The organism is Streptomyces sp. NPDC028722, assembly GCF_040637655.1.
GTDB lineage: Bacteria > Actinomycetota > Actinomycetes > Streptomycetales > Streptomycetaceae > Streptomyces.
This window is the reverse complement of the sequence record NZ_JBEZWU010000006.1, coordinates 372,482-387,422: the sequence shown is the minus strand read 5'-3', so window position 1 is coordinate 387,422 and position 14,941 is coordinate 372,482. Positions and strand designations below refer to the sequence as shown.

The 14,941-nt window shown below is 72.2% G+C and carries 16 protein-coding genes; 12 read left to right on the top strand and 4 right to left on the bottom strand.

Going from position 1 to position 14,941, the window contains the following annotated elements:
* Both AB0F03_RS13260 and AB0F03_RS13255 read left to right on the top strand, forming a co-directional pair.
* Positions 1–204 (top strand): transposase (locus AB0F03_RS13260; protein WP_361989963.1); only part of this gene is annotated, 204 nt, incomplete at its 5' end.
* Between the two features lie 31 nt (positions 205–235).
* Complete coding sequence (locus tag AB0F03_RS13255) at positions 236–706, top strand: DUF4232 domain-containing protein (protein ID WP_361990021.1); 471 nt, start codon at positions 236–238, stop codon at positions 704–706.
* A gap of 129 nt (positions 707–835) precedes the next feature.
* Here the strand turns inward: AB0F03_RS13255 and AB0F03_RS13250 are convergent, their stop codons facing one another.
* The 3 genes from AB0F03_RS13250 to AB0F03_RS13240 all read right to left on the bottom strand — a co-directional run bounded on the left by AB0F03_RS13250 (position 836) and on the right by AB0F03_RS13240 (position 5,088).
* Positions 836–1,372 (bottom strand): hypothetical protein, encoded by a 537-nt coding sequence (locus AB0F03_RS13250; RefSeq protein WP_361989960.1) that lies wholly within the window; start codon positions 1,370–1,372, stop codon positions 836–838.
* Positions 1,373–1,461: 89 nt separating this feature from the next.
* Positions 1,462–4,140, bottom strand: coding sequence for an ABC transporter substrate-binding protein (locus AB0F03_RS13245; RefSeq protein WP_361989957.1), 2,679 nt, complete (start codon positions 4,138–4,140; stop codon positions 1,462–1,464).
* Between the two features lie 480 nt (positions 4,141–4,620).
* Positions 4,621–5,088 (bottom strand): MarR family transcriptional regulator, encoded by a 468-nt coding sequence (locus AB0F03_RS13240; protein ID WP_361989953.1) that lies wholly within the window; start codon positions 5,086–5,088, stop codon positions 4,621–4,623.
* A gap of 154 nt (positions 5,089–5,242) precedes the next feature.
* Between AB0F03_RS13240 and AB0F03_RS13235 the strand changes: the two genes are divergently transcribed.
* Positions 5,243–5,722: an SgcJ/EcaC family oxidoreductase gene (locus tag AB0F03_RS13235; protein ID WP_361989951.1), complete on the top strand. Its 480-nt coding sequence runs from the start codon at positions 5,243–5,245 to the stop codon at positions 5,720–5,722.
* A 49-nt stretch (positions 5,723–5,771) separates the two neighbouring features.
* On the opposite strand, the gene AB0F03_RS13230 is transcribed toward AB0F03_RS13235, so the two are convergent.
* Positions 5,772–6,533 carry a phytanoyl-CoA dioxygenase family protein gene (locus tag AB0F03_RS13230; RefSeq protein WP_361989948.1) on the bottom strand — a complete coding sequence of 254 codons (762 nt, stop codon included), beginning with the start codon at positions 6,531–6,533 and terminating at the stop codon, positions 5,772–5,774.
* Positions 6,534–6,975: 442 nt separating this feature from the next.
* Here AB0F03_RS13230 and AB0F03_RS13225 point away from each other — a divergent pair, with 442 nt between their 5' ends.
* The 9 genes from AB0F03_RS13225 (at position 6,976) to AB0F03_RS13185 (ending at position 14,921) form a co-directional block, all read left to right on the top strand.
* Positions 6,976–8,169: a PP2C family protein-serine/threonine phosphatase gene (locus tag AB0F03_RS13225; protein ID WP_361990018.1), complete on the top strand. Its 1,194-nt coding sequence runs from the start codon at positions 6,976–6,978 to the stop codon at positions 8,167–8,169.
* A gap of 430 nt (positions 8,170–8,599) precedes the next feature.
* On the top strand, positions 8,600–8,944 hold the full coding sequence (locus tag AB0F03_RS13220; RefSeq protein ID WP_361989945.1) for a MerR family transcriptional regulator: 345 nt from the start codon (positions 8,600–8,602) through the stop codon (positions 8,942–8,944).
* Positions 8,945–9,242: 298 nt separating this feature from the next.
* Positions 9,243–9,446, top strand: a complete 204-nt coding sequence (locus AB0F03_RS13215; RefSeq protein ID WP_007383480.1) for a cold-shock protein — start codon at positions 9,243–9,245, stop codon at positions 9,444–9,446.
* 184 nt (positions 9,447–9,630) lie between these two features.
* A complete protein-coding gene (locus AB0F03_RS13210) occupies positions 9,631–11,064 on the top strand; it encodes a DEAD/DEAH box helicase (RefSeq protein WP_361989942.1) in 1,434 nt (477 codons plus the stop codon).
* Between the two features lie 47 nt (positions 11,065–11,111).
* Positions 11,112–11,540, top strand: coding sequence for a hypothetical protein (locus AB0F03_RS13205; RefSeq protein WP_361989939.1), 429 nt, complete (start codon positions 11,112–11,114; stop codon positions 11,538–11,540).
* Positions 11,541–11,562: 22 nt separating this feature from the next.
* The gene (locus AB0F03_RS13200) at positions 11,563–11,862 is read left to right on the top strand and encodes an SCO5918 family protein (protein ID WP_361989936.1); all 300 of its coding nucleotides are present in this window, start codon (positions 11,563–11,565) and stop codon (positions 11,860–11,862) included.
* 157 nt (positions 11,863–12,019) lie between these two features.
* Positions 12,020–12,493, top strand: a complete 474-nt coding sequence (locus tag AB0F03_RS13195) for a DUF5994 family protein (RefSeq protein WP_361989933.1) — start codon at positions 12,020–12,022, stop codon at positions 12,491–12,493.
* Between the two features lie 356 nt (positions 12,494–12,849).
* Positions 12,850–14,574, top strand: coding sequence for a cytochrome c oxidase subunit I (gene ctaD, locus AB0F03_RS13190; protein ID WP_361989930.1), 1,725 nt, complete (start codon positions 12,850–12,852; stop codon positions 14,572–14,574).
* Positions 14,571–14,921 (top strand): cytochrome C oxidase subunit I, encoded by a 351-nt coding sequence (locus AB0F03_RS13185; protein ID WP_361989927.1) that lies wholly within the window; start codon positions 14,571–14,573, stop codon positions 14,919–14,921. The genes ctaD and AB0F03_RS13185 overlap by 4 nt, the downstream gene beginning before the upstream one ends.
* Positions 14,922–14,941: the final 20 nt, after the last annotated feature.

Here is a 14,941-nt window from a genome sequence, read left to right as displayed (position 1 = left end):
GACCAGATTCGCAACCGGCTCCGCCGCGGCAGCCGCGGCGGGCGGCCGCCGGCCTTCGACAGACAGCTCTACAAGCGGCGCAACGTGGTGGAACGGTGCTTCAACCGCTTGAAGCAGTGGCGCGGCATCGCGACCCGATACGACAAGACCGCCGAGTCCTACCAAGCAGCCGTCACACTCGCCTCGCTCCTGATGTGGGCGTGACAATTGAAGACACCGCCTAGCGCTCGTCGGCATCCAGGCGGCCGGGCAGACGGCCTCCGCCGCCACGAAGGACGCGTCCTCGGTCGTCACCTGCACCACGGCGAACACCGCGCTGACCGTCACCGAGGTGTCCCGCCCGATCAATCACCTGCTGCTCAAGGCCACCAACACCGGCACCAAGCCCTGCTACGCCTACAGCGCCCCCTACCTGAGGGCCGGCGCCGACGCCCAGGCCCCGCTGCCGTGGGTCCGGGAGTCGACCCCGCAGGCCGTCCTGACGCTCGAGCCCGGTCAGTCGGCGTACGCCGGCATCGCGACGTACACCCCCGACGGTGAGGGGGGCGCCACCGAGACGACCCTGGGCGTGTTCTTCGTCGACAAGAAGGCCGGCGCGGCCGGCAAGGAGAAGACCCTGAAGCTGCCGAACGGCGGTGTCTTCTTCAACAGTGCCGCCGCCGTCACCTACTGGCAGGACAACCCGGCGGACGCACTCGTCTGGTAACCGTCACCGCGTCCCCTGGCACAGCCGCCGTCCGGCCGCACCGGCACCCTCCTTCACGGGGGCCCGGTGCCGCCGCGCGGCGGCACCGCGTGCGCCACCGCGTGGGGCCGCGCCTGGACGTCCCGTTCCTCACGCCCCCGTCTGCGTCTCCGCCTCCATGGCACGCGTCACCGCCTCCCTCATTCCGCGCCATCCCCGGGGCCGCTGCGGTGCCAGGCGCGCGACCACGCGGCCCAGCCACTCGGGGTCGCCCAGGAGGTGAGCCTGCCCGGCGTCGATGGCCCGCGTCGTCAGCGTCTGGAGGAAGACGAGGTGGGAACCGGGATAGGGGCGGGGGTGCCGGTCGAAGCGGGCGATCCGGTTCTCGTACGGGTGGCGCAGCGTCATGTGCAGGTAACCGCTGCCGCGTCCCCGCCAGGGGCCGGGCAGGCCACCGAGGATGCCTCCGAAGCCGTTCGACCCCCGGGCCGGGAATTCGCCGCCCATGGTGAGGTTCATGCCCAGCATGATCCGGGCCCACGGGATCAGCTCCCCTTCGGAGTCGGGCTCGTGCTGGTACAGGCCGTCCGTGCGGAACTCCAGCCAGTGGGCCTTGCCGGTGTCCCCCACCACCCAGCGGCCGTCACACAGTTCCAGCGGGCCCAGGGTCGTACTCGTATCCCCCATCGGCTCATTGGATCACGTGCCCCGGGGCCCCGGGGCACGTCTCCGTGACCTCGGGAGCCGTGGTGGACGCCGGCGCGGCGAGCGGACGGTCAGCCCGCGCAGGGCGGTCCCTGGGCCTCGCTCGACTGGTGCTGGTCGTAGGCGCCGCAGGCGAGGACCGCCTTCGGCTTGTCGCCCGTCTGGCGCAGCAGGACCAGGGTCTTGTCCCTGGGCGGGGCGTTGGCGCCGTCGTAGGACACGTAACCGGTGGCCCCGTTGAAGGCGATGCCGGCTTGGAGCACCAGCAGCACGGACTTGCGTTCGATGTCCGGGTCGGCCAGTCCGGCCTGGCGGACCGCCTCGGAGAGGACGTGGAAGGCGTCGTAGGAGACCGCGGAGTGGCCGTCCTGCCGCCAGGGGTCCGTGCCCGGGGCGGTGGCCTTCACATAGGCGTCGTAGTCGGCGACGAACTGCCGGGTCCTGTCGCCGGCGCCCGGGTCGTCGGTCGGCAGCCGGTGCGCGGAGTAGTACAGGCGCAGCCAGTCCTTGTCGGCGAAAGCGCCGGTCTGCGCCACGTTGGTCAGCTCGTTGCCGCCGAGGACCGTCACGTCGCGTGAGGTGCACGTCCCGGCGGTGTCCATGGAGTTGATGAGGGCGGTGAAGTCCTTGGCCCGCGCCGACCAGTACACCACCGAGTCCGGGCGGTTCCCCAGCGCGTCGCACAGCGCCCGGGCCAGCGGGTCGGCGCCGTGCTCGCTGACCGCGCCGCTCAGCGGAGCGGCGCCGAAGACGCCCTCCTGGTTGAAGTCGAAAACCTGGTGGGTGCCGTGGAAGTCGCCGACGAACCGGCGGGCGAGGCTGTCGCTGTAGAGGTCCGCGGAGCTCTCGATCACGATCGCGTTCCCGGCCGGGGTGCAGCGGTCCTCGTGACCGGGCTGGGCCACGATGTTCTCGGTGGCCGCGAAGTCCGCCTCGATCCTGGCCTCGCGCGAGTTGAACGGCGTGGACGGCCAGTAGGTCAGCGCGGCGGGACCGGTGAGCATCTCGTCGGCGGTCGCCGTGGTGCCGATGGTGGGGATGCGCGCGTCGCCCAGCACCCGGAGGGCGGCCTGGGTCTCGCGGCGGCTCTGCGCGAAGCCCAGTACCCCGACGACCCGGTCGGGCGCCGGGACGCTGCCCTCGTCCGCCACCTGCGCGGCGAGCTTCCGCGCCGCGCTCTCGGCGTCTCGGAAGGCGACTCCGGCCCCGCGTACGTCGACGCGCAGGGGTATCAGGGAGTTGTCGGCGGCGGCCTCGCGGTTCAGTTTCTCCTGCCATATCGCGATGCCGCGCAGCTCCGGGATCGTCCCGTCGAAGCGGGTCTGGTCGTCGGTCGTCGGCGGGTCGGACACGAAGGCGACGACCGTCCGCACGGTGCGGCCCTGGGCGGCGTACTGCTCGACGCGGGCGTTCTGGCGGTCGATGGTCCGCACGGCCGCCTTGTACCAGGCGGTGGCGTGCACCGGTACCGGTTCGGTGGGGGCGGACTCCGCCACGGAGCCGGTGCCGCCGAGGCAGTCGCGGGGCGGGGGGAAGACGACCGGCCGGAGCAGCAGTCCCCCCGCGAGCAGGGCGAGTACGGTCACCCCGCCCATGACCGCGGTCGGGACGTACCGGCTGAACCTGAACGTGCGCGGCCCGACGGGCAGGACGGGTACGCCGCGCGCGGTCAGGTCGGCTTCGCAGACGGTGACCAGGACCGGGGGTTCGCCTTCGGCGGCGTCGGCGGCGAGCCGGACACTCGCCTCCGGCCACGTGCTCTCCGCCGGATCGCCCAGTTCCCGCAGCAGGGCCTCCGAGGGGACGCCCACGGCGACGACGAGCGGGCCCGGCGGTCCGGCGGTGGCCTGGGCCCGGCGCAGCGAACGCAGGAAGCGCTCGGCGGCGCGGGCACCCGGCTCTCCCGGCGGGGGCAGTTCCAGGAAGAGGACCGGGCGGCTGGTCCTGCGGCGCCGGCCGGGCAGGATGCGGCCGATCGCGGGCCGGCGCAGGTCCTCCAGCAGGGCGCGCAGGACGAGCCAGTCGAACTCCTGGAGCGCCTCCTCCTGGGACGCGCCGTCCGTGAGCTGGACGGAGCGCTCGGCGGCCAGGTGGTCCATCACCCGGAAGAGGTTGTTGCTGCCCTGGGCCACAGGTTCCGCGCCGAGCCAGCCGCGCATCACCGTGCGGGAGGTGCGGTGGGCCCAGATCCGTCGTGGGAGCAACTGGACGAACGACAGCCAGCTGAGACCCGCCAGGAAACCGGCGATCCCGTCGAGGGCCGGGCCCTCCATCCTGGTGAAGGCCAGCGCACCGCCGCGCTGGGCCCGCTGCTCACCGGCGTAGGTCCGCAGTTCCGCTTCCTGGTTCGCGTTCGTCACCCACTCCTCCGGGTGCCTCCTGATGTACTCCACCAGGTCGCACATGACGCGGAAGTGCGGGAAGCGGTCGGGAGTCATGTGCTGCGGGGCACTGCGGTACAGCTGCGTGCCGGCGCCGGCGGAGAGCAGCCGGGCGTCGGCTCCGTCACCGGTCCCCGTCGGCAGGTGGGCGAACGGCACCCGCTGCCGCAGCGCTCCGGCCAGGGCGGCGACGACACGGTCCACACCGGTGCGGTACGACTCGCGCGGTACACGCAGGAGGAACAGCGGCGGACTGGTCGCCAGCTTCGCCCGGTTCTCGTACGTGGGGGCCACGGTCACCCGGAACTCCCGGACGAACGCGGTGGCCTGGTCGTTGGGGAATCTGGGACTGTCGAGCGGTGCGGTCATGCGGAACTTCCCCCGTGTTCGACCTGCACGACGTGCGCCGGGAATCGGCACCGGCTCCTGGCCGACTCCGGTGCCCACGCGTTCGGTCGGGGGACAGAAGGTGAGAGGAGGCGGCCGAGGAGCCGAAGTTGGAGGATACCGCCGGTGTGGCAGGCGTCACAACGGGTGGTCGGGAGCGTCCCGGCGGACCGCCCATGCGCCCTCTGCTCCCTCCACATGCGCCCCCTCCGTCCCGGGTTGCCCTACGGCGGTGGCGCACGTTTCGACGGGTCGGCCGTCCCGGTCACGCGGTGTACAGGGCGACTGCGAACTGCGTGAGCGCCGCGACGAGCATGCCGAAACGGCGTCGGCGCCGGATCACACCCGGCGGCCGTCGGCGTGGGGGCGGCCGCAGGGGGAGGAGACCGGTGTCGGACGGTGCGCCCCGGCCGGGCCTGCGCCGCGGGCGGCCCTCGTCCCCCGCCGGCGTCCGTACGGACGTCAGCGGCCCGGCCCCGTGTCGCGCAGTTCGTCCGCCGCGGCCTGGTAGGCCTGGGTGGCGCGGGTGAAGTAGTCGAAGAGGACGGTCAGTTGCTCGGACGTGTAGCCGGCGAGGATCTCACCGATCTTCCGTCGCGCGGGCGCCATGGCGAGGTCCAGGCCGGCCGGTTCGCCCAGCGGTCGCACGACGACCTTGCGCCGGTCTCCGGGGTCGGCCTCGCGGCGGGCGTAGCCGGCCTGCTCCAGCCTGTCGATCAGCCGGGTGGTCGGCCCGGTCGTCAGACCGGTGCGTCCGGCCAGCTCGCCCGGGGACATCGGGCCGGACAGCTGGAGGATGTTCAGCGCGTACAGGTCGGTGGCGCCCAGTTCGCAGGCACGGGCGCTCGCGTGGCCGTGGAGCATGACCGCGCTCAGGTAGTGCCGGTAGACCTGGCTCGCGTCGGGGCGCATGGGCGGCGGCGTTGACATGGTTCTCCCTTCCCCGTAATCTCTTCCTTGACGCAGATAACTCTTCAAAGCACTTACTTCTCTGGTGAAGCTATCACGGAGAGGGTGAGGAGCGTCGCCGGCGTTCCCCGTGGATCCCGTCGTGGGGTCCGTCCAGCGAACCGGAGGCACAGAGATGAGCACCCACACCCCTGCCGGCCCCGCCCGTGAGAGCGACGTGGCCGCGATCCGTGACCTCCTGGAAGAGAGCCGCGCGGCGTGGAACCGCGGTGACGGGACCGCGTACGGCCGGTGCTTCACCCGGGACGCGACCGACGTGACGTACACCGGCACCGTCTACCGCGGCGGTGCGGAGATCGGCCGCGCCCACCAGGCGCTCTTCGCCGGATTCCTCAAGGGCACGCAGCTGGCCCTCGACATCACCGACCTCCGGTTCCACGGCCCCGACACCGCTGTCGTCGTCACCCGCGGCGATGTCGGCAAGGGCCGGCCCGGACGGCTGGGGAAACTCGCCACCTACACGGTCGTGCGCGAGCGCGGCACCGAGGGCGGGGGCGAGTGGCTGATCGCCGCCGTCCAGAAGACCCGGCACAAGCGCCTGACGGAGGCCGTGTCGTTCCGGCTCCAGCCCGCCACCCGGCCCGCCACCCGGTGAGGGTGCTCCCGCCGTGCCGCCGGTCTGGGCCGTAGAGGCGTAGGCACCCTCAGGCCCGGCGCAAGCCCGCCAGTACGGCCCGCTCGACGGGGGACGGCTCCGGGCCGTCGAGGTCGAGCACGCCCGTCGGCTCCAGCGGAGGCTGCGCGAGGAACCGCGGTGTGTGCCCGCCGTGCCGCTGGGCGGCGTGGACCAGGAACGGGTGGCACAGGAACACGTCGCCGGCCTTCCCCGTGGCGGCCACCTCGCGGCAGCCCGCGGTGGCCGGGACGGCCTCCGCGCACAGCGGGAACCACGCCCGGCCCTCCTCGCCCGCGGCGGCGAGCAGCGGCGGCAGGTCCAGGTGCGAGCCGGACCTGATGCGGGTGGGCGCGTCGTCCGGGCCGACGTCGGAGAAGAGGAACAGCATCAGCAGGGCCCGTCCACGGGAACGCAGGCTCACCCGGTACTCCCCCGACTCCGCGGTCCAGCCCGCGTCGAGGTGCCAACCGTCGTCACCGGGGTCCTTCTCGCTCGGGAAGCGCAGCGGGAAGGTGCCCAGCCCGAGCGGAGCGCGCCAGCGCCCCGCTCCCACCAACCGGTCGTAGACCTCGTGCAGCGCCGGGGCGTTGGCCGCCTCGCGGAACGGCGGAGTGGCCATGGCGCCGATCCGTACGACCGGCTCGGTCCAGCCGGCCGGATCGTCGGGGGAGCAGCCGCTCGCCGCCCACAGGTGCGCGCGGCACTCCTCCACCGTGGCCCCGGGGACGGCTCCCGGGACGCGGACGAAACCGTCCGCGACGAAGGACTCGATCTCTGCGTCGGACAACATCGGCGTCCCCACGGGCCGGGCCGGCTGGCTACCCGGGCAGCTTCGTCGAGCGGCGGCGCGACGGCAACCGCGTTTCCACGGGCCGCGCGGCCGGCCGGAACACGCGACGGCGACCGGCCGCACAGCGCCCGTACGAGCGCGTCCGTTCGCTGTGCCGCGCGGCCGGCGGGAACGCGGCCCGCCTCCCCCGCAGCCGCCCGCGAGCGCTTCACGCCTGAGCCCTTCCGATACCGCGTGATTCCCGTGACCAGCAGGTTCTCCCACTGTCTCGGGCCGTGTCAGCGATCTCGTCCGACCTGATCCGGACCTGGCCCGAAGAGTCCGGAGCACCTCGCCGGGAGACGGCGGGCGGCTCCCGGACGGCATCCGCGTCCCTCGTCGGTGTGGCCCCCGGCGTGCCGCGAGCGGGGTCGGGGCATCCGGAGGGAGGGAGGTGGACGTGGTGGGAGACGAGGGCTTGGGGCTGGGAGAAGTACTGCGGGCCGCGGAGGAGGCCACGCCGACGGAGTCGGTCGACGTCGTCGCCCGGAACCTGGAGAAGCGGTTCGGCGTGCGGACGGTGTCGTTCTGGCTCGTCGACCTGATAGGGCGGGAGGCCGTGCGGCTGCCGCGCGCCGGCGAGTCCCTGCGCGACGGCACACAGCGGGCCGGCCTGCGGGGCAGCGTGTACGACCAGGTCCTGCGCAGTCAGCGCCTCCATCACGAGTACGACGCGGACGAAGGGTTCCGGGTCATCGCGCCGGTGACGAACCGGGGCGACTGCATCGGGGTGCTGGAGCTGTGGGTCCCCCGTCTGGACGACGAGGTACGGGACGAGATCGAGAAGGCCGCGCACGCGCTGGCGTACATCGTGGTCACCGACCGGCGCTTCACCGACCTGTACCACTGGGGAAGACGCACCACCAGCATCAGCCTGGCCGCGGAGATCCAGCACCAGCTGCTGCCCTCGGCCTCCTGCTGCGAGGCCCCGCAGTTCACCCTCGCCGGCGGCCTGCTCCCGGCGGACGAGGTCGGCGGCGACACGTACGACTACACCCTCGACGCCGACGCGCTGCACCTGTCGATCACCGACGCCATGGGGCACGACACCGCGTCCGCCCTGCTGGCCACCCTCACCGTCAACGCCCTGCGCGGCGCCCGGCGCGCCGGGCTCGGCCTCACCGAGCAGGCCCACGCGGCCCATCAGGCGATCCGGACGCACGGCCACGGCATGACCACCGGGCAACTGCTGCACATCGAGCTGGAGAGCGGGCGCTGCCGGCTGGTCAACGCCGGGCACCCCTGGCCCCTGCGGGTGCGCGACGGGCTGGTGGAGGAGGTCCCCCTGCGGATCAACCTGCCGTTCGGGGTGCCGCTCCCCGTCCGTTACGAAGCACAGGACATCGACCTGCGCCCCGGTGACCGCCTGCTGCTGCTCACCGACGGCATGTGCGAGCGCGAGGCCGCCACCCTCGACATGGCGGCCCTGCTGCGGGACACCCTCGGCGAGCATCCCCGCGAGGTCGTGCGCGCGCTGGCCGACTCGGTGCACGACGTGTGCGGGGGCGTCCTGGCCGACGACGCCACCATCATGGTCCTGGACTGGCACGGCGCCCAGCTCGGGGAGCGGCACGCGGCCGACGTCGGGTTCTCCTAGGACCTGCACGCGCGGGTCCCGGTCGGGTCCGGGGCCGCCGGAGCCCCGCGGCGGGCCTCGCGCGCGTTCGCGGAACCCGGGTTCTCCGAGCGGGGGCCCGGAGAACCCGGTCGGGGCTGCTTTCCCAACCCCTGGACGGCGAGTAACCAGGCTCCGGCCGACGCAACCGGCCGAACGCCCGCGGGCCGGGCGGCGACGGGAGTCACCGGCCACGCCGGCACCCCCGTACGGACCGGTCGCCACGCCGGACGTGCGATGGGTCACTCCCCTGGCGCAGCCCCGATCGACGCCCGATCGGGGCGGTTTCGGATCACGCGCGTCACGGAGGCCGGAAATCTGTCGGGGCAGCGCCACATATCCGAGCGCGTCGACGTTAGGGTTGTGTCCACCGGGGCGCCAGACGGACCCGTGCCCCCGAAACGAAGGTGCCATGCCCGCCGAGAACTCACCCGCCGGCAACCTCGACGACGACGACTACCCCGCCTACACGATGGGCCGCGCCGCCGACATCCTCGGCACCACGCCCGCCTTCCTGCGCGCCATCGGCGAGGCCAAACTGATCACCCCGCTGCGTTCGGAGGGCGGCCACCGCCGCTACTCCCGGTACCAGCTGCGCATCGCCGCCCGCGCCCGCGAGCTGGTCGACCAGGGCACGCCCGTCGAGGCCGCGTGCCGCATCATCATCCTGGAGGACCAGCTGGAGGAGGCCCTGCGGCTGAACGAGACGATGCGCCACGGGCTGGGCGGCGGCGCAGGGGCCGGTGGCGGTCACTGAGCGTCACATCCCCGCCCCGGGCGAATATCTGTCGTCGCCATTGCAGGATTACCCCCGGGATGCCGGAAGTTTCTCCGGTCCCGTGGGGTGAGAATTGCCCGCCGACGGGACCCGAATGCAGGAAAGCCTGGGATGCCAGGGGCTGCCTGTGTTACCGTGATAACAGTTGCAGTTTTGATTGCCGGAGATCGCCTGTGAAACTTTCCAGGCATTTCCGGGTCCCCTTGAGGGGTGATCATCGCGGCGACTCGGGTTCTGCACAGTGTGGATCCCGGCACTGCCCCTAGGGAGATTCAATATGGCATCTGGCACCGTGAAGTGGTTCAACGCGGAAAAGGGCTTCGGCTTCATCGAGCAGGACGGCGGCGGCGCCGACGTGTTCGCGCACTACTCGAACATCGCCACCTCCGGCTTCCGCGAGCTTCAGGAGGGCCAGAAGGTGACCTTCGACGTGACGCAGGGCCAGAAGGGCCCGCAGGCCGAGAACATCGTTCCCGCCTGACGCTGACGATTTGCATGTGGTGGGGCCCGCGCTCTTGGGCGCGGGCCCCAGCCCGTTTTCCCCACTTTTTCCTGCCCTCGCCTTTTTGGCTTCCTTTCGGCTTGTTCTTGCGAATTCCGTCGCGGTTCCGCACCGCCGAAACGAATTCCTCGATACGTGCCGCACGCATCGAGGAGGGTTCCGCGTGAGCCGCACCCAACAGACCCGTCGTACCGGCAACGATCCCGCCCGGTTCCGTTCGCGCAGGACGAGCCCGCAGGGGTCCAGCCCCCAGCCGCGTCGGGCGCCGCAGGGAGAGTTCGCGCTCCCCGTCAGTCTCACCGAGCCGCTGCCGGCCGTGGAGACGTTCGCCGATCTCGACCTGCCCGCGCCGCTCCACGCCGCGCTGCTCGCCGAGGGCGTCACCGCGCCCTTCCCGATCCAGGCCGCGACCCTGCCGAACTCACTGGCCGGCCGCGACGTCCTGGGCCGCGGACGCACCGGTTCCGGCAAGACGCTCGCCTTCGGCCTGCCCCTGCTGGCCCGCCTGCACGGCCAGCGGGCCGAGCCCAGGCAGCCGCTCGGCCTCATCCTCGTACCCACCCGGGAACTGGCCCAGCAGGTCACGGACGCACTCACCCCCTACGCGCGGGCGCTGCGCCTGCGGCCGGCCACCGTCGTCGGCGGCATGTCGATCGGCCGGCAGGCCGCCGCGCTGCGCGCCGGCGCCGAGGTCGTCGTCGCGACCCCCGGGCGGCTCAAGGACCTCGTCGACCGGGGTGACTGCCGTCTGGACCGCGTGGGCGTGACCGTCCTGGACGAGGCCGACCAGATGACCGACATGGGCTTCATGCCCCAGGTCACCGGCCTGCTCGACCAGGTACGCCCCGACGGCCAGCGGCTGCTGTTCTCGGCCACGCTGGACCGCAACATCGACAAGCTGGTCCGCCGTTACCTGCACGACCCGGTGGTGCACTCCGTCGACCCGTCGGCGGGCACGGTCACCACCATGGAGCACCACCTGCTCCACGTGCACGACGACGACAAGCACAGCACCGCCACCGAGATCGCCGCCCGCGACGGCCGCGTGATCATGTTCCTGGACACCAAGCACGCGGCGGAACGCCTCGCCCGGCACCTGCTGTCGGTCGGCGTCCGGGCCTCGGCCCTGCACGGCGGCAAGTCCCAGCCCCAGCGGACCCGCACGCTCGACCAGTTCAGGGACGGGCACGTCACGGTCCTGGTCGCCACCAACGTCGCCGCCCGCGGCATCCACGTCGACAACGTCGACCTCGTCGTGAACTTCGACCCGCCCGGCGACCACAAGGACTACCTGCACCGCGGCGGCCGTACCGCCCGGGCCGGCGAGTCCGGCACCGTGGTCACGCTCGTCCTGCCGCACCAGCGGCGCACGGTGAACCGCCTCATGGCCGACGCCGGCATCACCGCCCAGGCCACCCAGGTCCGCCCCGGCGAGCCCGAGCTGAGCCGCATCACCGGCGCCCGGACCCCCTCCGGCGTGCCCGTCGTCCTCGCCACGCCGGCGGCCGAACGCCCCGAGCGCGCGGGTTCCGCCGGACGTCCCCGCGGCGGGCGGGCGAGGCGCGCACGGCGTCCCGGCTCCGGCCGGACCCGTTGACCGTCCGCACCCCGGGCGGGGTCCGCGGCGCTGCGGCAGAGAAGCCCTTGAACCCGTCCGAGGTGACACCCCTGTCCCCGGCCGCCGCACCCCGCCCGGTGACGGTGGCCGGCGGCACCGGGCTGACCGCCCGTGATGCCATGGGCGCCCCCGGCCTCCAGGTCGACGACCACATGAGCGTCGACGTGGCCCTGTCCGTGCTCATCGGCGCCCGCGCCACCCACCTGCTCCTCCAGGACGGCGACGGCCGCTGCTCCGGGCTGGTCACCAGGGCCCAGCTCACCGCCCAACGGGCCGCCTCCTCCTACGGCGACCGGGCCCGGCTGCGGGACATACCGCTGGACCGCGGTCCGTTCACCGCGTCCGTCTCGGCCCTGGGCGACGCGGAGTCCGCCATGCGGATCCGCACACTCGACGTCTCCCCCGTGGTCGACGAGCAGGGCTACGCCCTGGGCGTCCTCACCGTCATCCCCTGACCGCTCTCCCCGTGGAGGCAGCATGCGCTGTGTCATCGCCCGTTTCCCCTTCGACCTGACCAAGAGTGAGGTCGAGCAGTCGATGGAGGGCATCCGGCCCGAACCCGCCGTCGGCAGCTGCGTGACCATCGACCGCCGGGTCTACCCGGTCAAGCAGGTCGGACAGGTCATCACCCGGCAGGACCGCCGTGACTTCACCGCCGCCGAGGTGAGCAGGGCACTGACCCGGCTCGGCTTCACCTGCCACGAGGCGGCGCCCGCCGCCCCCCAGAACCAGGCCGACCCCTCGACCCTCCCCTGGGCCGACCACTCGCTGGGCTAGGCCGTCGCGGTCGCCGCCGCCCGCTCTCGCTCCGTGCCACGGGCGGACGTACGCTGGACGGCACCGGAACCAAGTCGCGCGGCGACCGCGGCGGTGCCGTTCCCGGCGTACGACGGAAAACGGGCGGCCGGGAGCCGTCCGGGACGGGATCGCACGTATGGACACGAACGGTTGGCCCGCCGCGGACGGATTCCCGGGCGGGGCGCACACGTACCGGATGCCCCTCCCCCGGCTGACCCTCACCCCCGACGCCGGCCACGGCCCGCTGCACGGCGCCTGGTGGCCCCGCTGTGACGCGCTCGAACTCGAACTGCCCGCGCTGCTCGGCGCGTTGGGCCCGGGACTGGGCCCGGTCGTCGGCGTCACCGTGGACACCGCCGCCTGGCCCGACGTGCCGCGTACGGTGCCGGCGCCCGGCTATGTCATCGAGGTGTTCCTCTCCGCCGTCGACACCGAGGCGCACACCATCACGCTGGACTGCGGCCCCCTGGGGCGCCGCGACCTGCTGGTCGTCCCGCCCGGTGAACCCGCGGGCGCGGCGAGCTGGCTGCTGACCACCGCCGCCGACCCGGGCAACGCCCTGTCGGCCCCGCACATGCTGGCGCTCGCCCAGGCCAACTGGGAGCGCTGAGCGACGGTCCGGGCGCCCGACTCACCACTCCCCAGCGGCTCTTGACGTGGTGGCGGGTGTCAGGCCGCCGGGTGGCCCTCGTCCCGCCACACGTGTGCGGTATCTGTCGCATGACCGAAGCCTCGCGGCCCGCCCCGGCGGCGGACAGAGCACGACTGCTCAGACCGGTCCGAGCAGCCCGGCACCCGGAAACCCGGGCGCGCGGTCCTCAGCGCTGCTCCATCCGTGTGTATCCGTCATCCGATCGGCCGAGTGCCGGGCGCTCAGGGCGTCCGGTCCGGGCTCGCACGGCGAGGATGGCGGGTGACTGCCGCCACGGCGTGGGCGGACGGCGAGCATCGGGAGACAGACGACCTGTGAGCATCCTCAACGAACCCCAGGGCGGTGCGGCGGCAGCTGAGGACTCGTACGAGAACGAGCTGCCCGTCAGGCCCAGGCAGCCCGGCAACGTCGTGGTGAAGTGGCTGACGACCACCGACCACAAGACGATCGGCACGCTGTACCTGTCGACGTCGTTCGGGTTCTTCCTGTTCGGCGGCGTGCTGGCGCTGCTCATGCGCGCCGAACTGGCCCGGCCGGGCCTTCAGATCATGTCGAACGAGCAGTACAACCAGTTGCTCACGATGCACGGCACCGTGATGCTGCTGATGTTCGCCACCCCCCTGTTCGCCGGGTTCACGAACTGGATCATGCCGCTCCAGATCGGCGCGCCCGACGTGGCGTTCCCGCGGCTGAACATGTTCGCCTACTGGCTGTACCTGTTCGGCTCGCTGGTCGCCGTCGCCGGCTTCCTCACCCCGCAGGGCTCGGCCGACTTCGGCTGGTTCGCCTACACCCCGCTGTCCGACGCGGTCCGCACCCCCGGGCTCGGCGCCGACCTGTGGATCATGGGTCTGGCCTTCTCCGGGTTCGGCACCATCCTCGGCGCCGTCAATTTCATCACCACGATCATCTGCATGCGCGCCCCGGGCATGACCATGTTCCGCATGCCGATCTTCGTGTGGAACGTGCTGCTGACCGGTGTGCTGGTCCTGCTGGCCTTCCCGGTGCTGGCCGCCGCCCTGTTCGCCCTGGAGGCGGACCGCAAGTTCGGCGCCCACGTCTACGACGCGGCCAACGGCGGCCCGTTGCTGTGGCAACACCTCTTCTGGTTCTTCGGCCATCCGGAGGTGTACATCATCGCCCTGCCGTTCTTCGGCATCGTCACCGAGGTCATCCCCGTGTTCAGCCGCAAGCCGATCTTCGGCTACATGGGGCTGGTGGCGGCCACCATCGCGATCGCGGGTCTGTCCGTGACGGTGTGGGCGCACCATATGTTCGTCACCGGCGCGGTGTTGCTGCCGTTCTTCTCGTTCATGACCTTCCTGATCGCCGTCCCGACCGGGGTGAAGTTCTTCAACTGGATCGGCACGATGTGGAAGGGCAGTGTGTCCTTCGAGACACCGATGCTGTGGGCGACGGGCTTCCTCGTCACCTTCCTCTTCGGCGGTCTGACCGGAATCATCCTGGCCTCACCGCCGATGGACTTCCACGTCTCCGACACCTACTTCGTGGTGGCCCACTTCCATTACGTGGTCTTCGGCACGGTCGTCTTCGCCATGTTCACCGGTTTCCACTTCTGGTGGCCCAAGTTCACCGGCAAGATGCTGGACGAGCGCCTCGGCAAGATCACCTTCTGGACGCTTTTCGTCGGTTTCCACGGCACGTTCCTGGTCCAGCACTGGCTGGGCGCCGAGGGCATGCCGCGCCGCTACGCCGACTACCTGGCGGCCGACGGCTTCACCGCCCTGAACACGGTCTCGACGATCAGCTCGTTCCTGCTGGGCCTGTCGATGCTGCCGTTCCTGTACAACGTGTGGAAGACGGCCAAGTACGGCAAGCCCGTCAACGTGGACGACCCGTGGGGCTACGGCCGCTCGCTGGAGTGGGCGACGTCCTGCCCGCCGCCGCGGCACAACTTCGTCACCCTGCCGCGGATCCGCAGCGAGTCCCCGGCGTTCGACCTGCACCACCCCGACATCGCGCTGACGGAGCACGAGGGCGGCGGGTACCCTGCGACCACCGACCGGGGTCACGGGTGAACGGACTGCCGAAGCAGGGGGCCGGCACCGGTGGTGACCTCGGCAACGAGGTGGAGGGGTACCTGCTGTGGCAGGCCAGGGTCGCCGAGGCCGAGCAGCGGGCGCGGGAGTTCACCGGGTCCCTGGACTGGCTGACGACGGCGCAGCGTGAGGAGATCGAGCGGCGGTACGCCGCCGACAGCCTGCGCCGGGCCCGGGCGGACCTCGAGCGCATCGCGGCCCGGTGCATGTCGCTGCGGGCCGAGTACGAGCAGCGCTACCGGGAACTGCGGCGGCGCTGCCTGGCCATGACCCTGGCCGTCTGCGCCGCGCTGACCACGGTGGCCACGCTGCTGCTGGTCCTTTGACGCCGGACACCCGGCCGGCC

What these genes read in the sequence shown, in the direction of transcription:
- AB0F03_RS13200 (WP_361989936.1), top strand. Translation starts at nt 11,563, where the DNA reads ATGCGCTGTGTCATCGCCCGTTTCCCCTTCGACCTGACCAAGAGTGAG.
- AB0F03_RS13215 (WP_007383480.1), top strand. Translation starts at nt 9,243, where the DNA reads ATGGCATCTGGCACCGTGAAGTGGTTCAACGCGGAAAAGGGCTTCGGC.
- AB0F03_RS13195 (WP_361989933.1), top strand. Translation starts at nt 12,020, where the DNA reads ATGGACACGAACGGTTGGCCCGCCGCGGACGGATTCCCGGGCGGGGCG.
- AB0F03_RS13245 (WP_361989957.1), bottom strand. Translation starts at nt 4,140, where the DNA reads ATGACCGCACCGCTCGACAGTCCCAGATTCCCCAACGACCAGGCCACC.
- AB0F03_RS13235 (WP_361989951.1), top strand. Translation starts at nt 5,243, where the DNA reads ATGAGCACCCACACCCCTGCCGGCCCCGCCCGTGAGAGCGACGTGGCC.
- AB0F03_RS13230 (WP_361989948.1), bottom strand. Translation starts at nt 6,533, where the DNA reads ATGTTGTCCGACGCAGAGATCGAGTCCTTCGTCGCGGACGGTTTCGTC.
- AB0F03_RS13240 (WP_361989953.1), bottom strand. Translation starts at nt 5,088, where the DNA reads ATGTCAACGCCGCCGCCCATGCGCCCCGACGCGAGCCAGGTCTACCGG.
- AB0F03_RS13250 (WP_361989960.1), bottom strand. Translation starts at nt 1,372, where the DNA reads ATGGGGGATACGAGTACGACCCTGGGCCCGCTGGAACTGTGTGACGGC.
- AB0F03_RS13220 (WP_361989945.1), top strand. Translation starts at nt 8,600, where the DNA reads ATGCCCGCCGAGAACTCACCCGCCGGCAACCTCGACGACGACGACTAC.